This is a genomic window from Sinorhizobium medicae (genome assembly GCF_007827695.1).
Taxonomy (GTDB): Bacteria; Pseudomonadota; Alphaproteobacteria; order Rhizobiales; family Rhizobiaceae; genus Sinorhizobium; species Sinorhizobium medicae.
In genome coordinates, this window is record NZ_VITA01000005.1 from 280,393 (window position 1) to 299,954 (window position 19,562).

Here is a 19,562-nt window from a genome sequence, read left to right on the forward strand (position 1 = left end):
ACAGGTAAGTTTCCACTTACAAAAGCCCGGTCCGCCGGGCTTTTTTGTTGAATCGGAGCAGTTCCGGAAAACCGGCACCGTTTCCGCTCGGAGGTGCACGATCTGGCGGGCGCCTCCTGTCCTTATCACAGGCTTTTGAAGGAGGGCTTCAGCAGAAGCCTCGCTGTTTTTTTCGCCCCGCATGTCGGCTATCACTAGCGCCAAGCGTCTTCAAACCAGAGCGGAGGTCTCAATGCTTTACGCCGTACTTTGCTACAATGATGAAAGCGTCACCAGCTCCTGGAGCAAGGAGGAGGATGACAGGGTCATGCGTGATCTCAGCGTCGTCCAACGGAAATATGCCGAGTCGGGCAAGTTGGGGCCGGTTGCGCGCCTGGTGCCGACGACGGCGGCGGCGACGCTGCGCCACAGTGCCGGCGAGACGATCGTCATCGATGGTCCCTTCGCCGAAACCAAGGAACAGTTGCTGGGTTTCTATCTGATCGATTGCGCCTCGCTCGACGAAGCGCTCGACTTCGCGCGCGACCTCAGTAACGCCAATCCGAGCACGGGCTCTTACGAGGTCCGGCCGCTCGCCCTCTATAAACCCGGTGAGTTGCCCTCATGACCGACACAGCCTGGATCGATCTCGCACTGGTTTCCGCACGGCCACAGGCCATGGGTGCGTTGCTGCGATACTTTCGCAGCCTCGACCTGGCGGAGGAGGCGTTCCAGGAAGCCTGCATCCGGGCACTGAAAAACTGGCCGCGTACCGGTCCTCCGCGCGATCCCGCCGCCTGGCTGATCTTCGTCGGCCGCAACAGCGGCATCGACCGGGTGCGCAGGCAGTCGCGCGAGACGGCATTGCCGCCGGAGGAACTGCTCTCCGACCTTGGCGACAGGGAGAGCGAGCTCGCCGATCGCCTCGATGGCGCACACTATCGCGACGATATCCTGCGGCTGCTTTTCGTCTGCAGCAATCCGGCGCTTCCGGCGACCCAGCAGATCGCGCTTGCACTGCGCATCGTATCGGGCCTTTCCGTCAGGCAGATAGCCCGTGCCTTTCTTGTCGGCGAGGCGGCGATGGAGCAGCGCATCACCCGCGCCAAGGCGCGTGTTGCGGCCGCCGGCATCCCTTTCGAAACGCCCGATGCCGCCGACCGGGCGGAGCGCCTCGCTGCAGTCGCGACGATGATCTATCTTGTCTTCAACGAGGGCTACTCGGCGATGAACGGCCCCGAGGGTGTCTCCGCAGATCTCTGCGACGAGGCGATCCGCCTGTCCCGGCTGCTTCTTCGGCTGTTTCCGGCCGAGCCGGAGATCATGGGGCTGGCGGCGCTTCTGCTCCTCCAGCATTCGCGCGCCCGCGCTCGGTTCGATGCCGCTGGCGCCGTGGTCCTGCTCGAAGATCAGGATCGGCAGCTCTGGAACCGGCCGATGATCACCGAGGCGCTGGCGATGATCGACAAAGCGATGCGCCACCGGCGTCCCGGTCCCTATCAGATCCAGGCCGCAATCGCTGCCCTGCACGCCCGCGCCTCACGGCCGGAGGAAACGGATTGGGAGGAAATAGACCTCCTTTACCAGGCGCTCGAACGCCTGCAGCCCTCACCCGTCGTGACCCTCAATCGCGCCGTCGCGGTTTCGAAACGCGAGGGGCCCGAGGCCGCGCTGGCGATGATTGAGCCTTTGGGCGAGCGGCTGTCCGGCTACTTCTATTATCATGGGCTGCGCGGCGGCCTCCTGAAGCGGCTTGGCCTTGCATGCGAGGCGCGCAAAGCTTTCAACCAGGCAATCGCACTCGCCACCAACGCGGCCGAAGCGGCCTATATCCGGACCCAGCTCGATCACCTCGCGGCTGCGCCGATGCCGGAACCTTCCTTCTCAAGTGATTGTCCTGGCGCGTAGGCAGGCCTCCGCGATCTCAAGCGCGGGACGCACAAGCCCTTAGGCAGTTCGGCAAGGCCTTCATGATGAGGATTGCCGCGGCCTTTGGCGAGGCGTCGCGCAAATCGGGGCGACGCGTCAATCGGATGGAGTAAGCGGCCGAAGCCGCCTATATCCGCACCCGGCTCGATCCCCCCGGCTGCGCCGATGCCGGTTGCGGAAGAAAAGCGAAAAAATCTTTCGACCCGCTGTCGGCGGCCGGCTTCCTCCTTCGTCCTTGGACTGAGCCAACATGGAGGAACTGAAAATGACTGCAGCGACTGACGCAAAATCCACCAGCGAACGGGAACTGGTTCTCACCCGCCTGATCGATGCCCCGCGGGAGAAGGTCTACCAGGCCTTCACGGAAGCGGCGCTATTGAAGCAGTGGTTCGCCCCTTTGCCGTGGACGATCACGGAAGCGGAACTCGACGTCAGGGCAGGCGGTACCAACCGTTTCGTCATGCGCTCGCCGGAAGGGGAACTCTATCCCAATCAGGGCGTCTACCTGGAAGTCGTGCCGAACGAGAAGATCGTCGTCACCGATGCCTTCACGCAAGCCTGGATACCGTCCGACAAACCGTTCATGACCGCGATCATGACCTTCGAAGATGAAGGCGGCAAGACCCGTTACACGGCGCGTGCGCTTCACTGGAACGTCGAGGATCGCGAAGCGCATGAGAAAATGGGTTTCCACGAGGGCTGGGGCCAATGCGCCGATCAGCTCGCCGCTCTCGTCGCAAAACTCTAGAACTCTAAGAGGAGGATCTGGCCATGACTGTCACCGAACACAGGACTGCGGCCGTAGCGGAGATCAGGAGTGTCATCGGGGACTGGGCCGAGGCGCTGCGCCGGAAGGATGCCGCCCGCGTTCTCGCAAACGGCACACAGGATTGCGTCGTCTTCTCGCTGGCACCGCCCCTGAAGGCTTCGGATGCAGACGCGGGAGGTCTTGATGCGTGGTTTTCCACGTGGAAAGGGCAGCTCGGTTTCATCCTCGAAGACCTCGACATTGCGGTGAGCGGCGACGTCGCCTTCGCCACGGCACTCACGCATCTCTCGGGCGAGAAGCAGGACGGCGAGAAGGCGGCGCTGTGGTATCGTCTGACCCTGGGCCTCAGGCGCACCGACGGGGGCTGGAAGATCGCGCATCAGCACGAATCCGTTCCCTTCTATATGGATGGGAGTTTCAAGGCGGCAATCGATCTCGATCCCCGGTCCGAGGTCGACTGGCAAGCGCCGTCGCGCCCCCCGATGCCCGGGGTCATCGCTTATCTCAACCTGGAGGACGCGGATGCGGCGGCCTCCTTTTACGGCCGGGCTTTCGGCGCAAAAGAGGAGGATCGAAAATATGCGCAGGACGGCAGCCGTCTCATCCATTGCCATCTGACGATCAATGGCGGCGCATTGATGCTGAACGATCCCTTCCCCGAATTCGGCCATCCCTGGAAACCGCCGGAAGGTTTCGTGCTGCATCTCGTCGTCGACGACGCGGATGTCTGGTGGAAACGCGCGGTGGCGGCCGGCGCCGAGGTGACGATGCCGCTGGAGATCGCGTTCTGGGGCGACTATTACGGCCAGCTGCGGGATCCTTTCGGGGTAACCTGGGGGATCGTCGCCCCGGTAACGGGAGGCGATTGACGGGGGAGGGCGGGCACCTCATCCCGCTGCCGCGATCTTCAGCAGGCGAGGTCGGCTACCACGGCATCCAAAATGAGCATGCCGGAGGGCGTGCAGCGCAGCCGCGAATTGCCGATACGTTCTATGAAGCCGTGTTCTATCAGGAATTCTTCCCGGGCCGGGTCCGGATTGCGGCCCGAGAGACTCTGCCACCGGGCCAGATCGACACCTTCGCGCAGTCTCAACCCCATCAGCAAAAGCTCATCGGCCTGTGCCTCGAAATCGAGAAACTCCCGTTCGACCATGCCGTCACCATGCTCTTCGACGTTTTGCAGCCAGGCCTCGGGGTTGCGCTCGGTTGCGGTCGCGATCTTGCCCGATCCGACCTGCAGCCGGCCGTGAGCGCCGGGGCCGATGCCCGCATAGTCGCCATAGCGCCAATAGGTGAGGTTGTGCCGGCTCTCGGCGCCCGGCCGGGCATGGTTGGACACCTCATAGGCGGGCATGCCGATGTCGGCGGTGATCTCCTGGGTCGCTTCATAAAGCACCGCCGACTGCTCGCCGTCCGGAACGATGAGCTTGCCTGCCTTGTGCAGACCGTAAAACGGAGTGCCTTCCTCGATGGTCAATTGGTAGAGAGACAGATGATCGACGGCGTAGGAGACCGCCTCCTTCAGCTCCCGCTCCCATTCCTCGACGGTCTGGTTGGGCCGCGCATAGATCAGGTCGAAGGACATACGCGGAAAGATCTCGCGCGCGAGCCGTATCGCCTTGAGGGCATCCTCGACATTGTGCAGCCTTCCGAGGAATTTCAGGTCGCGATCGTTCAGCGCCTGGACGCCAAGCGAGACGCGGTTGACGCCGGCGGCCCGATAGCCGCGAAAGCGCGTCGCCTCGACGCTTGAGGGGTTGGCCTCCATGGTAATCTCGATGCCGTCAGGCACATGCCAGTGCCTGGCTATGCCATCGAGGATCGCCTCCACCGTCTGAGGGTCCATCAGCGACGGAGTGCCCCCGCCCATGAAAATGCTGGTGACGGTTCTGGGCCCGGAAAGATCGCGCACTGCCGCCATTTCCTTCAGGAAGGCGGCGACGAAACGGGGCTGCTCCACCGGCGTGTGGCGGACGTGGCTGTTGAAATCGCAATAGGGGCATTTCGCCGCGCAGAACGGCCAGTGCACATAGACCCCGAAACCGGGGTCCATTCCGTCACCGATCGCTGAAAGCGGGGCTATCTGCATTGTCTCGTTTCTCAGGCGCCGAGGCAGGTTTCGGCGAACAGCTTGAAAGCGCGGGCGCGGTGCGACAAAGCCTCTGGATCGCCCGGCTTCCATCCATGCTTCTCTTCCGCGCGCATTTCACCGAATGTTGTGTTGTAACCCTTGGGTTGGAAGACCGGATCGTAGCCGAAGCCGCTCGTGCCGCGTGGCGGCCAGACGACAGTGCCCTCCACCTCGCCGCGAAAGAGTTCGACATGTCCATCCGGCCAGGCGAGGCAGAGAACGGAGACAAAGCGCGCCGTCCGGCTCTCGGGCATAACGGCGCCCTTGTCGCGGAGCGCCTCTTCGACCTTCTCCATGGCCATCTGGAAGTCGCGGCTGCCATCTTCGCGCTCCGCCCAGTTGGCGGTGTAGACGCCGGGTGCGCCGCCGAGCGCATCGATCACGAGGCCGGAATCGTCGGAAAGCGCCGGCAGCCCGGAGGCCTTGGCCGAGGCGAGCGCCTTGATCGCCGCGTTCTCCTCGAAGGTCGTTCCGGTCTCCTCCGGCTCGATGAAATTCAGGTCTGCTGCCGATTTAGCCTCGAAGCCGAGCGGCCCGATGAGATCGCGGATCTCGCGGATCTTGCCGGCATTATGGCTTGCGACCACCAGCGTCTTGTCACTCAGTCTGCGCATTACATCCGTTCCGTTCAGGTATGGCCGAATTCAGTCCTTGGCCCAGAGGCCGGCTTCCGCGCATTCGAGGCTGTTTCCAGCCGGATCGCGGAAATAGAAGGAGCGGGCACCGTTCGGCCAACAGATATCAGCCTCGATCTCGACGCCGGCTGCTTCCAGCTTCGTCTTCCAGGCGTCCAGCGCCTCAGCGGCGACGCGGAAGCACATATGGCCGTTCCCCTTCGCACCATGCGGGGGCACCGGAAGTGCGTTCGGCCCCGGCGGCTTCACCGTTTCTTCGGGGTTGAAGATCAGCAGCACGCCTTCACCGCAGCGGAAAAAGACGTGCCGGTTGCCGGCGCGCGTAATCTTTTCGAGACCGAGGACCATGCCGTAGAAGGCCTCCGCCCGGTCGATATCTTCGGCATAAAGCGCAGTCTCAAATATACCTTCGAACGTCGGCACGAGATCGTCCTCTAAAACCCGTGCTGGATCAGCCGGCGATCGCCAGCTTTTGCATTTCGATGAGCTCGGCGATTCCGTTCTTGGCGAGCAGCATCAGACTTGCGAATTCTTCCTCGCTGAAGGGTTTGCCTTCCGCAGTTCCCTGGATTTCGACGAGGCCGCCGCTGCCCGTCATGACGAAGTTGGCATCCGTCTCCGCAGCCGAGTCCTCCAGATAGTCGAGGTCCACCACCGGCTGGCTGGCGAAAATGCCGCAGGAAATGGCGGCAACATGGTCCTTCAAGACCTTCTCCAGCTTGACCATGTTGCGGGCCTCCATCCACTTCAGACAGTCGTGGAGGGCAATCCAGGCACCGGTAATCGATGCCGTGCGCGTACCGCCATCGGCCTGGATCACGTCACAATCCACCGAGATCTGGCGCTCGCCGAGCGCCGGCAGGTCGACGACCGCTCTGAGAGACCGCCCGATCAACCGCTGGATTTCCTGCGTACGGCCGCTCTGCTTGCCGGCTGAGGCCTCACGCCTCATGCGCTCGCCGGTCGCACGCGGCAGCATGCCGTATTCCGCAGTGACCCAGCCTTTGCCGCCGTTGCGGAGCCATCCCGGAACTTTGTCCTCCAGGCTTGCAGTGCAGAGCACGTGCGTATCGCCGAAACGTACCAGGCAGGATCCTTCCGCATGCTTGGAGAAATTGCGCTCGAACGAGACCTTGCGCATTTGGTCGGTTTTTCTGCCGGATGGCCGCATCGTCAACTCCTGTCGATCCCTGCTGAGCCTTCTAGAGCCTTTCCTGTCCAAATGGAAACAATTCTGTTGCTCAAGCGAAGTGGAATGTCTGCCTTGTCGGCGCGCGCCGTAGCCCAAGCATCTCCTCGGCGTTTTTCCCTTTTGCCAATCCGCCTGTGGATCACTATATTCCTTCCTGACACCGAACATTGATCACGGAGTGACATGGTACTGCGCAACCCTGACAAGAAGGGGATCGCATCGGCGCTGGATGAGCGCTCCGGCGAGATCTTCCGCCGTATTGTCGAGAGCTATCTGGAAAGCGGAGAGCCGCTCGGCTCGCGCAATCTTTCGCGGCTTTTGCCGATATCGCTGTCGCCTGCCTCGGTGCGCAACGTCATGAGCGACCTCGAGGATCTGGGCCTTATCTATTCGCCCCATGTCAGCGCCGGCCGGCTCCCGACGCAGACGGGCCTGCGTTTTTTCGTCGATGCCTTTATGCAGGTGGGCAATCTTTCGCCCGAAGAGCGCGCCTCCATCGAAAGGCAGGTGGGACCGGGAAATAGGGACCATTCGGTCGAGAACCTTCTTACCGAGGCGAGCCAGATGCTGTCGGGCATGTCGCGCGGCGCCGGTCTCGTCATCACCACCAAGAGCGATCCCGTCCTCAAGCATGTCGAGTTTATCCGGCTGGCGCCGACAAAGGCGCTTGCGGTGCTCGTCGGCGAACACGATCAGGTGGAGAACCGCATCATCGAGCTGCCGGCTGGGATCACGAGCGCGCAGCTCACCGAAGCGGCCAATTTCGTCAACGCCCATCTTGCCGGGCAGACGATTCCCGAACTGCGGACGCAGCTGGAAAAGGTGAAGGAGACCGTTCGCGGCGAACTCGATGCCCTCTCGCAGGATCTGGTCGAGCGCGGGCTGGCGATCTGGTCCGGAAGCGAGGGCGACGGCCAGCCGGCGCGACTGATCGTGCGGGGCCGCGCCAATCTGCTCGAAGGACTGGAAGGGACTGAGGATATCGAGCGGCTGCGCATGCTCTTCGATGACCTCGAAAAGAAGGACAGCCTGATCGAGATACTCAACCTTGCCGAGAGCGGCCCGGGCGTGCGTATCTTCATAGGCTCGGAAAACAAGCTGTTTTCGCTCTCCGGATCCTCTCTGATCGTCGCGCCCTATCGCGACAGCGACGACCGCATTGTGGGCGCGGTCGGGGTTATCGGACCTACCCGGCTCAACTATTCCCGCATCGTTCCGATGGTGGATTACACCGCGCAGCTCATGTCGAGGATGTCGCGCTGACGAATCCTTTTGGCCGATAACTCAATCGACCCTTGATTTTTCGGGCTCAAACATCGATATCGGGCTTCAAATCCAGGCAACAGAACGTTCAAGCAAAGCGACTTCCGCTGGTTTGATGATGCCGAAGACAGCAAAAGACAGAAATTTCGGAGAACGTCATGACCGACGAAACGAACAAGAACGGACCCGAGGCCGCGGCACCTGAAGAATTCGATGCAGCCGCGCAGCCGGAAACCGCGGAAGAGCCGGAGGCGGACGTTTCCGCCGCCGCGCCGGATCCTCTTGAGCTCGCAAAGGCGGAGAATGCGGAGTTGCGTGACAAATACCTGCGCCTTGCCGCAGAAATGGACAATCTTCGCCGGCGCACCGAACGTGACGTGAAGGACGCGAAGTCCTATTCAGTCGCGGGCTTCGCGCGCGATATGTTGGCCGTTTCGGATAACCTTCGCCGTGCGCTTGACGCTATTCCGGCGGATGCCCGAGAGGCGGGCGATGCCGGCTTGAAGGCACTCATCGAGGGTGTCGAGATGACGGAGCGGTCGATGCTTGCCGCGCTTGAGCGTCATGGCGTGAAGCAGCTGGACCCCACGGGCCAGAAGTTCGACCCGAACTTCCATCAGGCCATGTTCGAAGTTCCGAACCCCGAGGTTCCGAACAACACGGTCGTGCAGGTCGTCCAGGCCGGATACACCATTGGCGAACGCGTTCTGCGCCCGGCAATGGTCGGCGTCGCCAAGGGCGGTCCAAAGGCGGCTTCCTCCGAAGGCGAAACGCCCCCTGCCTAACGGCGGGAAGAAGTCTTCAAGAATGCGAGGCTCGCCGCGTCGGCGCCCTCCTTCGGCTGGTCAGTCCTCGGGTCAAGCTCGGCGCTAAACCCGAGGAGAGGGCCAATTGCCTTGCGGGTCGATTGCTTCCGCCTTTGCTCAGGCAGCGTGTGAGGTCGTGTCGTCGCCAAGCAGGGTGTAGATCGCGCTTGCCGAGTCGCTCGCTCGGATACGCGTCACCATGTCATGATCGCGCAGCACGCGCGCGATCCGCGACAGCGCCTTCAGGTGATCGGCGCCGGCACCTTCCGGCGCCAGCAGCAGAAAGACGAGGTCGACCGGCTGGTCGTCCAATGCCTCGAAATCGACCGGCGTATCGAGGCGCGCAAAGATGCCGACGATCGACGGAAGATTGCTGAGCTTCCCGTGCGGGATGGCGATACCGTTACCCACACCGGTCGAACCGAGCCGCTCCCGCTGCAGAATGACGTCGAAGATCTCCCTCTCCGGAAGACCGGTGAGCTTCGATGCTTTTGCCGCCAGTTCCTGGAGGAGTTGCTTCTTCGAGTTGGCCCTCATGGCCGGGATGATCGCATTTTGATGCAGCAAGCCTGCCAATGCCATTCTTTTATCCTCGTTCGCCGGTTAGAGCCTGGCGATCTCATCACAAATGCGCCGTGATGGCTCTACCCATCTTTGTCTCGGCGGACCGAATGCACAGAAAAGTCGAGCTTTTCCGCCGTCCCGCTGGTCGGAAAGACGGGGAAAGCCAGTCCGGTCGGCTTCCCCGTCTCCACTCATGCCTTGATATTGGCGGCGTCGATCCAGCCAATATTCCCATCGTTACGCCGATAGACGATGTTCAGGTCGTCCTTGCCGGGGCTGCGGAACATCAGCACCGGTTCATCCGTCATGTCCAGGGCCATAACTGCATTGGCAACGGACATGGTTCTCAACTGTTTCGTAGTTTCGGCGACGATCGTCGGTGCGTAATCGTCGGGAACTTCGTCGTCCTCGAAGGGCACCGAGTCCATCACCCGATAGGCCACTTCGGTGGCATTCTGCCCGTTGCCATTGTGATGGTCCTTGAGTTTGCGCTTGTAGCGCCGAAGCCGTTTCTCGATGCGCTCCGAAGCCGCGTCGAAGGCTGACTGTGGCTCATTCGCCTGGCCGTTTGCCTGCAATACCACGCCCGTATCGAGATGAAGCTTGCAGTCGGCGCTGAAGCGCGACCCGGATTTTTCCACAGTGACCTGGCTCGAATATCCTCCGTCGAAATATTTGGTTACGGCCTGCTCGATCTGCTCGCCGATGCGGACGCGAAACGAATCGCCGATTTCCATATGTTTCCCAGACACGCGCACACTCATGGAGTTTCCTCTCTTGTTCGTGAATTGCGTGTCCAGTCTATTCCAAGCGCTCCCGTCATCCAAGCTTTTCAGCTACGCAAGCGCTGAACGACCGAAATCACGGGCGTGGCGCTGCCTTGCGGAGTCCTGTCGTTGGCAAGCGCGGCGGCCTAATATCCGCTGTGTCGCGGAGAGTCAATTACAAGTCGTGAAATTAACGTTCGCGAGGGCTCGGCGGTTCCGCCTGCGAGCGGGATGCGTGCGGAAAACCGCGCTCATCCGACTCTTGCCAGTGCGCGCTTTTCCCGGCGGCGTTGGACAGAGGAGGGGATATGCATCGCCTCGCGATATTTTGCGACCGTGCGTCTGGCGATGTCTACGCCCGCCTTCTTCAGGATATCGACGATGTCGTCGTCCGATAGCACGGCATCAGCGCTTTCCTGATTGACCATCGTCCGGATTCGATGGCGCACGGACTCGGCCGAGTGGGCATCGCCGTTTTCGGCCGAGCCGATCGACACAGTAAAGAAATATTTCAGCTCGTAGAGCCCGCGCGGGGTCAGCATGTATTTGTTGGACGTCACCCGGCTCACCGTCGATTCATGCATCTTGATCGCATCCGCGACGGTCCTGAGGTTTAGCGGGCGCAGATGGTCGACGCCGTGCATGAGAAAAGCGTCCTGCTGCCGGACGATCTCGCTTGCCACCTTCATGATCGTTCTGGCGCGCTGATCGAGGCTGCGCGTCAGCCAGTTGGCGTTTTGCAGGCATTCATTGAGGAAGATCTGTTCGCCACTGCTCTTTCGGCACGAGCGGGATATCTCTGCGAAATATTCGTGATTGACGAGAACGCGGGGCAGGGCGTCCGGATTGAGCTCCACGAGCCAGCCGCCATCCGGTGCGGTGCGAACCACGGCATCGGGGATGATCGTCTCGAACGAACCGGTTTCGAAGCTGGTGCCAGGTTTCGGATCGAGCTTGCGAATCTCGGCAAACATGTCGATCAGGTCTTCCTCGTCGACCCCGCAGATCTTTTTAAGGCTCGCGAAATCGCGCCTTGCCAGGAGATCGAGGTTGCCCACGAGCGCCTCCATAGCCGGATCGAGGCGATTGCGGGCGCGCAACTGAAGGCCAAGGCATTCCCCAAGGGTGCGCGCAAAGACGCCCGGCGGGTCGAACTGCTGCAGGACGTCGAGTACGCGCGTCACGTCCTCGCTTGCCGAGCCGAGCCGCTCCGCCGTCTCGGCGAGATCGGCGTGCAGATAGCCGGCATCATCGAGCTGATCGATGAGATACTGGGCGATCAGGCGGTCGGAGGCCGATCCAAGAGCAAAGGGAAGCTGCTCGATGAGCGCCTCCCTCAATGTCTTGCGGCTGGCAACGAAATCGTCGAGATCATAACTTTCGCCGTCGCTCGCGCCCGGCATAGACTTCCATTGGCCGAGCAGCTCGGGCGCATCCGCCCGCTGCGGAGTCGTGTCGTCCGGGAAGACGTTGGCGAAGTCGGAGTCGAGGCCATCGCTGAGCCTCTCGCCGGATCTCGACGTGGCGCTGTCGTAAACATCGCCCTCGCCTGCCCCTTCGTCGATTTCGCTGCCGGCCTCCTCCGGCTGAGGTCCTGAATCCCCGCGCTCCGCCGTGCTTGCCTCATCGGACGGCGATTGGACCTCCAGCAGCGGGTTCTTTTCGATCTCTTGCGCGATGAACTGGGTGAGCTCCAGATGATTCATCTGCAGCAGCTGGATCGACTGCATCAGTTGCGGCGTCATGACCAGCGACTGCGACTGTCTTAAATGAAGGCTGGCGGACAAGGCCATGCTGACGCGACGCTCCCGTCAAAATCTTCGAGGCCGCGTCTGTTGGACGTGCGGCGCTTTACTTGGCCCAAAAATTGCTTATTAGACGGGTTTGGTCAAGCGCAGACACCACGGTCCCGCGCGTTTCAGCGGCTGGCGGGCCGATCCTGGGTATGCACGCGCCCGAAGCGCCTTTCGGGCAAGACCCGTCAGAGGCTGAAATTGTCGCCGAGATAGAGCCTGCGTACGTCGGGATTGGTGACGATGTCGTTGGCGCGTCCATGCGTCAGCACTTCGCCGGCATGGATGATATACGCCCGGTCGATCAGGCCGAGTGTCTCGCGCACATTGTGGTCGGTAATGAGCACGCCGATGCCGCGTGAGGTCAAATGGCGCACAAGCGCCTGGATGTCGGCGACGGAGATCGGGTCGACGCCCGCGAAGGGCTCGTCGAGCAGCATGAAGGTTGGGTCGGTCGCGAGTGCACGGGCGATTTCAAGGCGCCGCCGCTCGCCGCCCGAAAGCGCAATCGCCGGTGACGTGCGCAAATGCGTGATCGAAAATTCGCCAAGCAGGTCGTTGAGCTTGCTCTCCCGGCGTTCGACATTGTTGTCGTGAACCTCGAGCACGGCGCGTATGTTCTCCTCGACCGTCAACCCGCGGAAGATCGAAGCCTCTTGCGGAAGATAGCCGACGCCGAGCCGCGCCCGGCGGTACATCGGCATCGTCGTCACATCGTTGCCGTTGATCTCGATCGAGCCCTCGTCAACGGGCACCAGACCGGTGATCATGTAAAAACAGGTCGTTTTGCCCGCACCGTTCGGACCCAGCAGGCCGACAGCTTCGCCACGGCGCACGACGAGCGAGACACCGTTGACGACACGTCGCGAGCGGTAGGACTTCGTCAGGCCGCGGGCTATCAGCGTGCCGTCATAGCGGGTTTTGTCGACCGCGCGGGCAGCTGTGGCTGCCGCCGGCGGCTTTTTGCCCCGTTTGCGTTTGTGGAGGAAAGGAATCTGCACGAGCGGTCTATGTCAGTTCGTCTTGCGGGACTGCGGATCGAGTTGGATCTGTACGCGGCCGCCGCAGGCGTCCAGCTGCGCTTCGCCCGTGTTCATTTGGACGTTCAACTGGCAGCCGACGAAGACGTTTTTGCCTTCCGAAAGCACGACTTTCTCGCCCTTGAGCACGATCGTCTGGTTGGTCAGGTTGACGATGCCGCTTTCGCCCGTCGCCTGCTGTGTACCGGAGCTGAGGAATACCTTGTTATTGACCTCGATCCGGTCGATGTCGGCGTTGCCGCTGGTGACCGAACCGCCGCCCGCCTTGTAGAAGACCGTCATGTTGCCGGCCTGCAGCGTCGTCGTGCCCTGGACGACCTTCACATTGCCGGTAAAAATCGCCTTGCTCTCGGGATCCTTGATCTCCAGCTTGTCGCTCTCGATCTGGATCGGCTGGTCGTTGGAAAGCTGGAGGCCCTGCATGCGGCTGGAGGTTGCCTGCGCGAAAGCGGCGGAAGCAATGAGAGAAGCGCCGAGCCCGGCCACGGCCAGAGCGGCTGAAATCCTAAAAAGAGCGGCAGGTTTGACCGACATGGCTGCAGGGGATCCTGTTCTTGGCGTCCGGTTATTTCGCGGTTTTGCGGATGGCGCTGGGTTCGATGTTGACCCTTACCATACCTTCAAATGTTACAACACGTCCCTTATCCGTCATTCGCAGCTTCTGCGCAATGATCGATCCGCCCGTCATGCTGATGGCAATCGGGTGTTTCGTCTCCATTTCGCCGGCATTGATGTCCAGATAGGCGGATTGGAAATCGGCAATGACGCCATTATTCATGGAAATCGTGAACGGCGCGTTCATATCGAGCGTATTTGCGCCGCGATCGTAAACGCCGCTTTGCGCATCGACCGTCGCGATCAGCGTGTCGTTGACAGGCATCTCCGCATGAATGGTTTCAAGCGTGATGATATTGGGATTGGCAATATCCTGAAGCGCTCGCTGAGCCTTCATCGAATAGCTGATATCCTGCTTGTTGCGGCCGGATATCGCGGGGTTCTGCATGACGATCTTGCCGTTCTCGATCGTTGCCGTCTCGAGCTGCAGCTCTTCGGGCAGAAATGCGCGCACGAAAGAAACGGCTGCGAAGACCAAGGCGATCAGGCCGGCGATCAGCGGAAGGATGACTTTCAGGCGCTTTACGCGCGCCGAATGCCGAGCCGCCGAAGCATAAGCATCGGCAGAACTCGTACCCGATTCGGCAAAGGTTGCGGGGAATCGCGCTTCGTTCAGCATCAAGAGCCTGTCAGTTCCGTCAGACCTCGGTCAGACCGAGGGGATATACATACATCGGCGTAAGCCGTGGTGAATATGGTTGTTTCACTGCCGTCCGGCAATGGCGCGGCGAAACTTTGCGTTGTAAAACACATGTCGCCGCAGAATTCCGCCGGGCACGATCTACTCCAGGCCGCGCCGGACCCCAAGCGGTTTATTGCAGACAGTCAGTTCGTGCATCGGTTCGCGCATATTCTCGATGCAGGGCCGCGGCACTTTGAGCCGCTTGCCCTAAATCGCGTTCGACATAGAGACATGTAGTAGCTTGCCGCGGCTGAGGCAGATAGCATGTTCCGCAGGAAACTGACAGAACACCGCATCAGAAATCGGAGACACCCATGGACGAACTCGCCATAGCCGACCGCCGCAGCCTGCGCAGAAAGCTGAGCTTCTGGCGTTGGGCGGCGGCGGCCGTTCTCTTCGCCGGCGGCCTTGCCCTGTTTGCCTTTTCCGGCTGGGGCGATGTGACGGAGCGCGCCCGCGATCACGTTGCGCGCGTCGCCGTCACAGGTTTGATCCAGGACGACCGGGAACTGGTCGAGCGGCTGGAACGGATTGCCGAGAACCAGTCAGTCAAGGCATTGATCGTGACGATCTCGTCCCCGGGGGGCACGACCTATGGGGGTGAGGTCATATACAAGGCGGTCCGCAAGGTGGCCGCCAAAAAACCGGTGGTCTCGGACGTGCGCACGCTTGCCGCGTCGGCAGGCTACCTGATCGCGCTCGCGGGCGACCGTATCGTCGCCGGCGAGACGTCGATTACCGGTTCGATCGGCGTCATCTTCCAATATCCCCAGGTCAAGACCCTGATGGACAAGCTCGGCGTGTCGCTCGAATCGATAAAGTCGAGGCCCCTCAAGGCCGAGCCCTCGCCGTTCCATCCTCCGAGCGACGAGGCGAGGGCCATGATTCAGGCGATGATCGACGACAGCTACGGATGGTTCGTCGACCTGGTGGCGGAGCGGCGCAAACTGCCGCGGGCGGAAGCGCTCGGCCTTGCGGATGGTCGGATCTTCACCGGCCGGCAGGCACTGGAAGGCAAGCTCGTCGACGAACTCGGCGGCGATGATGAAATCAGGGCTTTCCTGGCCGAAAGGAAGGTCTCGAAGGACCTGCCCGTCCTCGATTGGGAAGCTCCGAGCAGCACGCTGTCTTTCGGCCTCGGCTCGCTCCTGGCCGAAGCCGTCAAGGCGTTGGGATATGAGGCTTTTCCGGCAATGAAGGGCCTCGAAAAGACCGGCCTGGACAAGTTGTTTCTTGACGGTCTTCTTTCGGTTTGGCAGGTTGAAGGGCAATGAGGAAGGCGTGTGTGCTACCCGCGTCACGAGGCCGTAGCTGCAGGCGAGCCTTCCCGTATTCACAAACGCAGACAAAACAAGCAAAAAACCAAGGGGGCGAACGTGATCAAGTCTGAACTGGTGCAGATTGTGGCGGCGCGCAATCCGCATCTCTACCACCGCGATGTCGAGAACATCGTCAATGCGGTACTCGATGAGATCACGGATGCGCTTGCTGCCGGAAACCGCGTGGAGCTACGCGGTTTCGGCGCATTTTCGGTGAAGAACCGCCCTTCGCGGTCCGGTCGCAACCCGCGTACCGGCGATTCCGTCTTCGTCGAAGAGAAGTGGGTGCCCTTCTTCAAAACCGGCAAGGAATTGCGTGAGCGGCTCAATCCGGGCATGAACGGCAACGACAACGGGGAAGACGATTGAGGAGAGTCGCGTAGGAATTCAGGGCCTCCTCGCGGGTGCCGATACCCGCGCCCGTTCGAAAGCACGCCGCTTCGATTGAAACAGGGTGGCCCGCTTTACGTCTTTTTTGCATGCATGTCGTTTGCGCAAGCTGCCCCATCCGGGGGACATGCATTAACTTTCATGGTCGGAGCGGGTGCATGCTCAAGAAACTCATCAACATCGTCGTTTTCGTGCCGCTGGGAGTGCTGCTGATCATATTGAGCGTGGCCAATCGCCAGACGGTAACGCTCGCGCTCAATCCGTTCGAACCGTCCGACAGCCTGCTGTCGGTCTCGGCGCCCTTTTTCGTATTCCTCTTTCTCGCAGTGATTCTGGGGCTCGTCCTCGGCGCCGCGGCAACCTGGTTCACTCAGGCGAAATATCGGCGCCGTGCGCGCAGTGAGGCAAGCGAGGCGGTGAAATGGCATCGCGAGGCGGAAAAGCAGCGCAGCCAGGCGGAGAAGCTGGCGACGCAGGCGAGCCTGCCCGCGCCGCAGGGCTGAGGTTGGCGACGCGCCTCAGCTTGCCGCCTGGGCCTCGCCGCTGACGGCAAGGTTGAAGTCTGCGAAGAATTGCTGGGCGAGCTTGCGCGCCGTAGAATCGACGAGGCGCGAGCCAAGCTGGGCAAGCTTGCCGCCGATCTCCGCCTTGACATCGTAGCGAAGCACCGTTTCGGCGCCCTCGTCCACAAGCGTGACGTCAGCCCCGCCCTTGGCGAAACCGGCTATTCCGCCCTTGCCCTCGCCGGATATGGTGTAGCTCGCGGGGGGATTGAGGTTTGACAGAACGACCATGCCGGTGAAGGAAGCGGAAACAGGGCCGATCTTGATCTTGACCACGGCCGCAAGCTCCGTCGGCGATATCAATTCGAGAGACTGGCAGCCGGGAATGCATCGCTTCAGAATGTCTGCATCGTTCAGGCCACGCCAAACCGCTTCGCGGCCGGCCGCGATACGTTCCTCTCCGCTCATATTCATGCCGGTCCTCCCGTTAACTCTTCCTGACGATCTTCGCAATCGGAAACGGCTTTGCCAAGAGCACCGGCGATGCTATTTGCAGGCTGAGCAAGCCCGCGTCCGGTTCGGATCGGGAGGCAGGGGTCGGGAACGGCTGCGCCGAATGGTTGAGCAACGTCCAAGGATCAGCGCGTGAAGGAAAAAGATCGGCGATCGAAGAACGCCTCCGTGACGGCGGCGAAGAGCCGGGGCGCCGAGGCGCGCGGCGGCCGTCATGAGCAAAGGCTGCCGCCAGCAAAAAGCGCAGGGCCCGCGGCGAGGACCGGATCAAAGACGGGGGCAGGAGGGCCATCGCTGAAACCGGCACCGCGCAAGGCCGAGCGGACCTCCGCCCAGAACAGCGCCCCGTTGCGCCGCCTTGAACTCAGGACCGGGGAGAAGCCTGCCGAGACGGTGCCGCTGATCCTCGCGACCGCCGCCACCGGCGGCTATCACCTGATCGATAGCGGCGATGGCGAGAAGCTCGAGCAATATGGCCCCTATCGCATCGTCCGTCCGGAGGCCCAGGCGCTCTGGCCGAAGGCCCTGTCTGCATCCATCTGGGAAAAAGCCGATGCGGTCTTCACCGGCGATACGGAAGAGGACGGGATGGGTCGCTGGCGGTTCCCGGGGGATGTTCTCGGCGAGACCTGGCCGATGCAGCTCCTGGACACGGATTTCCTCGGCCGGTTCACATCCTTCCGCCATGTCGGCGTCTTTCCGGAACAGCTCGCCCACTGGTCGTGGATGCGGGACCAGGTTGCCGGCGCCGGCCGGCCCCTGAAGGTTCTCAATCTCTTCGGCTATACCGGCGTTGCTTCGCTCATCGCGGCGAAGGCGGGTGCGGAAGTAACCCATGTCGATGCCTCGAAAAAAGCGATCGGCTGGGCGCGCGAGAACCAGGCAATGGCGCGAGCCGAGAAGCTGCCAATCCGCTGGATCTGCGACGATGCCATGAAATTCATCCAACGGGAGGAGCGGCGCGGCAGCCGCTACGACGTCATCCTCACCGACCCGCCGAAGTTCGGCCGCGGCCCGAACGGCGAGGTTTGGCAACTGTTCGATCATCTCGCGGCGATGCTGGACGTCTGCCGCGAGATCCTGTCACCGGACGCGCGGGGCCTCGTGCTCACCGCCTATTCGATCCGTGCCAGCTTCTATTCGATTCACGAGCTCATGCGGGAGACCATGCGCGGGCGCGGCGGGCGGGTGGAATCGGGCGAACTCATCATTCGCGAGGGCGGTCTCGACGGCGCCAGGCCGGGCCGGGCGCTCTCGACCTCCCTCTTCAGCCGCTGGGTACCGAAATGACCAACGACAGAAGCGACCATGGCACCCCACGCGTAGGGCAGGTGAAGGAGGTCACCAGCCTCACCAACCCGATCATCAAGGATATCCGGGCGCTGGCGCAGAAGAAGCATCGCGACGAGACGCGCTCCTTCATAGCCGAAGGACTGAAGCTCGTCATAGATGCGCTCGATCTCGGCTGGAGGATCAGGACGCTCGTCTATGCCAAGGCGGCGAAGGGCAAGCCTCAGGTCGAGCAGGTGGCGGCGAAAACCGTGGCGAGAGGCGGGCTCGTCCTCGAGGTCAGCGAGAAGGTGATCTCCGCCATTACCCGGCGCGACAATCCGCAAATGGTTATCGGCATCTTCGAGCAGCGCTACCAGCCGCTCAAGGATATCCATCCGCGGGAGGGCGAGACCTATGTCGCGCTCGATCGGGTGCGCGATCCGGGCAATCTCGGCACGATCATTCGCACGGCCGACGCGGCCGGCGCTTCCGGAATCGTTCTTGTCGGCGAGACCACCGATCCCTTTTCGTTGGAGACAGTTCGGGCAACCATGGGTTCGGTCTTCGCCATGCCGCTCGCACGGGCGAATGCGGAGGATTTCCTGCGTTGGCAGCGAGCAGCGGGCGTTCAGGTTGTGGCGACACATCTGGCTGGCTCCGTCGACTATCGGACGATCGACTACAAATCGAAGCCTGTCGTGCTTCTGATGGGTAACGAGCAGGCGGGCCTGCCGGTGGAACTGGCGCGGGAGGCCGGTGCACTCGCGCGCATCCCGCAGTCGGGACGTGCCGACTCGCTCAATCTCGCCATTGCGACCGGTATCATGCTGTTCGAGGCACGGCGCCATCTTCTCTCGCTGGATGAGGGCCGATAATGCAGGAACGAACGCTGTTCTCGCGGCCGCTCCCGATTGCGCTCTTCATCCTGACCGCGCTCGCCGCCGATCAGTTCATAAAATATCTGGTCGAGGCGTTTCTGCCATTCCAGCAGGGCGTGCCGGTCGTGCCGATGCTCGCCCTCTACCGCACCTATAATTACGGTGTCGCCTTCTCGATGCTGTCAGGCATGGAGGGCTGGTTCATCGTCGGCATTCGCCTGGGTGTCGTCACCTTCGTGCTCTGGCTCTGGCGCCGCACGCCGAAAGACCGTTTCTTCGCCCATCTGGGTTACGCCATGATCATTGCCGGCGCGCTCGGCAACCTCGTCGACCGGCTGCTTTTCGGCTATGTCATCGATTATATCCTGTTCTACACGGCGACCTGGTCCTTCGCCGTCTTCAACCTTGCGGACAGCTTCATCACCGTCGGCGCCGGCGCGATCATTCTCGATGAGCTGCTACAAGCGAAAAAGGAACGGTCGCTAAAACTTTAGACGTCGGCTGAAGGCATTCGGAAGGCTC

General features: G+C 61.7%; 23 protein-coding genes. 12 read left to right on the forward strand and 11 right to left on the reverse strand.

Going from position 1 to position 19,562, the window contains the following annotated elements; all coding sequences use genetic code 11:
- Nucleotides 1-232: 232 nt before the first annotated feature.
- The 4 genes from FB009_RS11035 (at nt 233) to FB009_RS11050 (ending at nt 3,546) form a co-directional block, all read left to right on the forward strand.
- On the forward strand, nt 233-607 hold the full coding sequence (locus FB009_RS11035; RefSeq protein WP_011974218.1) for a YciI family protein: 375 nt from the start codon (nt 233-235) through the stop codon (nt 605-607).
- A complete protein-coding gene (locus FB009_RS11040) occupies nt 604-1,887 on the forward strand; it encodes an RNA polymerase sigma factor (protein ID WP_011974219.1) in 1,284 nt (427 codons plus the stop codon). Before FB009_RS11035 ends, FB009_RS11040 begins: the two co-directional genes overlap by 4 nt.
- A gap of 286 nt (nt 1,888-2,173) precedes the next feature.
- On the forward strand, nt 2,174-2,656 hold the full coding sequence (locus FB009_RS11045; RefSeq protein ID WP_011974220.1) for an SRPBCC family protein: 483 nt from the start codon (nt 2,174-2,176) through the stop codon (nt 2,654-2,656).
- 23 nt (nt 2,657-2,679) lie between these two features.
- Nucleotides 2,680-3,546, forward strand: a complete 867-nt coding sequence (locus FB009_RS11050; protein WP_011974221.1) for a nuclear transport factor 2 family protein — start codon at nt 2,680-2,682, stop codon at nt 3,544-3,546.
- Nucleotides 3,547-3,584: 38 nt separating this feature from the next.
- On the opposite strand, the gene hemW is transcribed toward FB009_RS11050, so the two are convergent.
- From hemW to rph, 4 genes are read right to left on the reverse strand one after another with little or no spacing between them, the layout of a single operon-like run.
- Nucleotides 3,585-4,766 carry a radical SAM family heme chaperone HemW gene (hemW, locus tag FB009_RS11055; RefSeq protein WP_018013186.1) on the reverse strand — a complete coding sequence of 394 codons (1,182 nt, stop codon included), beginning with the start codon at nt 4,764-4,766 and terminating at the stop codon, nt 3,585-3,587.
- 11 nt (nt 4,767-4,777) lie between these two features.
- Nucleotides 4,778-5,422: an RdgB/HAM1 family non-canonical purine NTP pyrophosphatase gene (gene rdgB, locus FB009_RS11060; RefSeq protein WP_011974223.1), complete on the reverse strand. Its 645-nt coding sequence runs from the start codon at nt 5,420-5,422 to the stop codon at nt 4,778-4,780.
- Nucleotides 5,423-5,452: 30 nt separating this feature from the next.
- Nucleotides 5,453-5,866 carry a glyoxalase/bleomycin resistance/extradiol dioxygenase family protein gene (locus FB009_RS11065; protein ID WP_011974224.1) on the reverse strand — a complete coding sequence of 138 codons (414 nt, stop codon included), beginning with the start codon at nt 5,864-5,866 and terminating at the stop codon, nt 5,453-5,455.
- Nucleotides 5,867-5,894: 28 nt separating this feature from the next.
- Nucleotides 5,895-6,614: a ribonuclease PH gene (gene rph / locus FB009_RS11070; protein WP_011974225.1), complete on the reverse strand. Its 720-nt coding sequence runs from the start codon at nt 6,612-6,614 to the stop codon at nt 5,895-5,897.
- A 204-nt stretch (nt 6,615-6,818) separates the two neighbouring features.
- On the opposite strand from rph, the gene hrcA reads away from it, so the two are divergent.
- Entirely contained in the window at nt 6,819-7,898 is a 1,080-nt protein-coding gene (gene hrcA, locus FB009_RS11075; protein WP_011974226.1) for a heat-inducible transcriptional repressor HrcA, read from the forward strand.
- Between the two features lie 158 nt (nt 7,899-8,056).
- Entirely contained in the window at nt 8,057-8,683 is a 627-nt protein-coding gene (grpE, locus tag FB009_RS11080) for a nucleotide exchange factor GrpE (protein ID WP_011974227.1), read from the forward strand.
- A 138-nt stretch (nt 8,684-8,821) separates the two neighbouring features.
- Here grpE and ptsN read toward each other — a convergent pair whose 3' ends face one another.
- The 6 genes from ptsN to lptC all read right to left on the reverse strand — a co-directional run bounded on the left by ptsN (nt 8,822) and on the right by lptC (nt 14,102).
- The gene (ptsN, locus tag FB009_RS11085) at nt 8,822-9,286 is read right to left on the reverse strand and encodes a PTS IIA-like nitrogen regulatory protein PtsN (protein ID WP_011974228.1); all 465 of its coding nucleotides are present in this window, start codon (nt 9,284-9,286) and stop codon (nt 8,822-8,824) included.
- Nucleotides 9,287-9,459: 173 nt separating this feature from the next.
- Nucleotides 9,460-10,032, reverse strand: a complete 573-nt coding sequence (hpf, locus tag FB009_RS11090; protein WP_011974229.1) for a ribosome hibernation-promoting factor, HPF/YfiA family — start codon at nt 10,030-10,032, stop codon at nt 9,460-9,462.
- Between the two features lie 254 nt (nt 10,033-10,286).
- Complete coding sequence (gene rpoN / locus FB009_RS11095; RefSeq protein ID WP_011974230.1) at nt 10,287-11,828, reverse strand: RNA polymerase factor sigma-54; 1,542 nt, start codon at nt 11,826-11,828, stop codon at nt 10,287-10,289.
- Nucleotides 11,829-12,016: 188 nt separating this feature from the next.
- Nucleotides 12,017-12,829 carry an LPS export ABC transporter ATP-binding protein gene (gene lptB, locus FB009_RS11100; protein WP_011974231.1) on the reverse strand — a complete coding sequence of 271 codons (813 nt, stop codon included), beginning with the start codon at nt 12,827-12,829 and terminating at the stop codon, nt 12,017-12,019.
- 12 nt (nt 12,830-12,841) lie between these two features.
- Nucleotides 12,842-13,402: an LptA/OstA family protein gene (locus FB009_RS11105; protein ID WP_011974232.1), complete on the reverse strand. Its 561-nt coding sequence runs from the start codon at nt 13,400-13,402 to the stop codon at nt 12,842-12,844.
- A 31-nt stretch (nt 13,403-13,433) separates the two neighbouring features.
- Nucleotides 13,434-14,102, reverse strand: a complete 669-nt coding sequence (gene lptC / locus FB009_RS11110; protein WP_011974233.1) for an LPS export ABC transporter periplasmic protein LptC — start codon at nt 14,100-14,102, stop codon at nt 13,434-13,436.
- Nucleotides 14,103-14,479: 377 nt separating this feature from the next.
- On the opposite strand from lptC, the gene sppA reads away from it, so the two are divergent.
- The 3 genes from sppA to FB009_RS11130 all read left to right on the forward strand — a co-directional run bounded on the left by sppA (nt 14,480) and on the right by FB009_RS11130 (nt 16,377).
- Nucleotides 14,480-15,439, forward strand: a complete 960-nt coding sequence (gene sppA, locus FB009_RS11120; protein ID WP_011974235.1) for a signal peptide peptidase SppA — start codon at nt 14,480-14,482, stop codon at nt 15,437-15,439.
- A 102-nt stretch (nt 15,440-15,541) separates the two neighbouring features.
- Entirely contained in the window at nt 15,542-15,853 is a 312-nt protein-coding gene (locus FB009_RS11125) for an integration host factor subunit beta (RefSeq protein WP_011974236.1), read from the forward strand.
- Between the two features lie 179 nt (nt 15,854-16,032).
- The gene (locus FB009_RS11130; protein WP_011974237.1) at nt 16,033-16,377 is read left to right on the forward strand and encodes a LapA family protein; all 345 of its coding nucleotides are present in this window, start codon (nt 16,033-16,035) and stop codon (nt 16,375-16,377) included.
- 15 nt (nt 16,378-16,392) lie between these two features.
- Here FB009_RS11130 and FB009_RS11135 read toward each other — a convergent pair whose 3' ends face one another.
- Complete coding sequence (locus FB009_RS11135) at nt 16,393-16,851, reverse strand: SRPBCC family protein (RefSeq protein ID WP_011974238.1); 459 nt, start codon at nt 16,849-16,851, stop codon at nt 16,393-16,395.
- Between the two features lie 171 nt (nt 16,852-17,022).
- Here FB009_RS11135 and FB009_RS11140 point away from each other — a divergent pair, with 171 nt between their 5' ends.
- From FB009_RS11140 to lspA, 3 genes are read left to right on the forward strand one after another with little or no spacing between them, the layout of a single operon-like run.
- Nucleotides 17,023-18,180, forward strand: coding sequence for a class I SAM-dependent rRNA methyltransferase (locus FB009_RS11140; RefSeq protein ID WP_011974239.1), 1,158 nt, complete (start codon nt 17,023-17,025; stop codon nt 18,178-18,180).
- Complete coding sequence (locus FB009_RS11145; RefSeq protein ID WP_018013182.1) at nt 18,177-19,037, forward strand: TrmH family RNA methyltransferase; 861 nt, start codon at nt 18,177-18,179, stop codon at nt 19,035-19,037. Before FB009_RS11140 ends, FB009_RS11145 begins: the two co-directional genes overlap by 4 nt.
- Nucleotides 19,037-19,534 carry a signal peptidase II gene (lspA, locus tag FB009_RS11150; protein WP_011974241.1) on the forward strand — a complete coding sequence of 166 codons (498 nt, stop codon included), beginning with the start codon at nt 19,037-19,039 and terminating at the stop codon, nt 19,532-19,534. The genes FB009_RS11145 and lspA overlap by 1 nt, the downstream gene beginning before the upstream one ends.
- Nucleotides 19,535-19,562: the final 28 nt, after the last annotated feature.

Excerpts from the sequence above, each read along its gene's own strand:
- FB009_RS11035 (WP_011974218.1), top strand. The coding sequence starts at position 233 with ATGCTTTACGCCGTACTTTGCTACAATGATGAAAGCGTCACCAGCTCC.
- FB009_RS11040 (WP_011974219.1), top strand. The coding sequence starts at position 604 with ATGACCGACACAGCCTGGATCGATCTCGCACTGGTTTCCGCACGGCCA.
- FB009_RS11045 (WP_011974220.1), top strand. The coding sequence starts at position 2,174 with ATGACTGCAGCGACTGACGCAAAATCCACCAGCGAACGGGAACTGGTT.
- FB009_RS11050 (WP_011974221.1), top strand. The coding sequence starts at position 2,680 with ATGACTGTCACCGAACACAGGACTGCGGCCGTAGCGGAGATCAGGAGT.
- hemW (WP_018013186.1), bottom strand. The coding sequence starts at position 4,766 with ATGCAGATAGCCCCGCTTTCAGCGATCGGTGACGGAATGGACCCCGGT.
- rdgB (WP_011974223.1), bottom strand. The coding sequence starts at position 5,422 with ATGCGCAGACTGAGTGACAAGACGCTGGTGGTCGCAAGCCATAATGCC.
- rph (WP_011974225.1), bottom strand. The coding sequence starts at position 6,614 with ATGCGGCCATCCGGCAGAAAAACCGACCAAATGCGCAAGGTCTCGTTC.
- hrcA (WP_011974226.1), top strand. The coding sequence starts at position 6,819 with ATGGTACTGCGCAACCCTGACAAGAAGGGGATCGCATCGGCGCTGGAT.
- grpE (WP_011974227.1), top strand. The coding sequence starts at position 8,057 with ATGACCGACGAAACGAACAAGAACGGACCCGAGGCCGCGGCACCTGAA.
- ptsN (WP_011974228.1), bottom strand. The coding sequence starts at position 9,286 with ATGGCATTGGCAGGCTTGCTGCATCAAAATGCGATCATCCCGGCCATG.
- hpf (WP_011974229.1), bottom strand. The coding sequence starts at position 10,032 with ATGAGTGTGCGCGTGTCTGGGAAACATATGGAAATCGGCGATTCGTTT.
- rpoN (WP_011974230.1), bottom strand. The coding sequence starts at position 11,828 with ATGGCCTTGTCCGCCAGCCTTCATTTAAGACAGTCGCAGTCGCTGGTC.
- FB009_RS11105 (WP_011974232.1), bottom strand. The coding sequence starts at position 13,402 with ATGTCGGTCAAACCTGCCGCTCTTTTTAGGATTTCAGCCGCTCTGGCC.
- lptC (WP_011974233.1), bottom strand. The coding sequence starts at position 14,102 with ATGCTGAACGAAGCGCGATTCCCCGCAACCTTTGCCGAATCGGGTACG.
- sppA (WP_011974235.1), top strand. The coding sequence starts at position 14,480 with ATGGACGAACTCGCCATAGCCGACCGCCGCAGCCTGCGCAGAAAGCTG.
- FB009_RS11130 (WP_011974237.1), top strand. The coding sequence starts at position 16,033 with ATGCTCAAGAAACTCATCAACATCGTCGTTTTCGTGCCGCTGGGAGTG.
- FB009_RS11135 (WP_011974238.1), bottom strand. The coding sequence starts at position 16,851 with ATGAATATGAGCGGAGAGGAACGTATCGCGGCCGGCCGCGAAGCGGTT.
- FB009_RS11145 (WP_018013182.1), top strand. The coding sequence starts at position 18,177 with ATGACCAACGACAGAAGCGACCATGGCACCCCACGCGTAGGGCAGGTG.
- lspA (WP_011974241.1), top strand. The coding sequence starts at position 19,037 with ATGCAGGAACGAACGCTGTTCTCGCGGCCGCTCCCGATTGCGCTCTTC.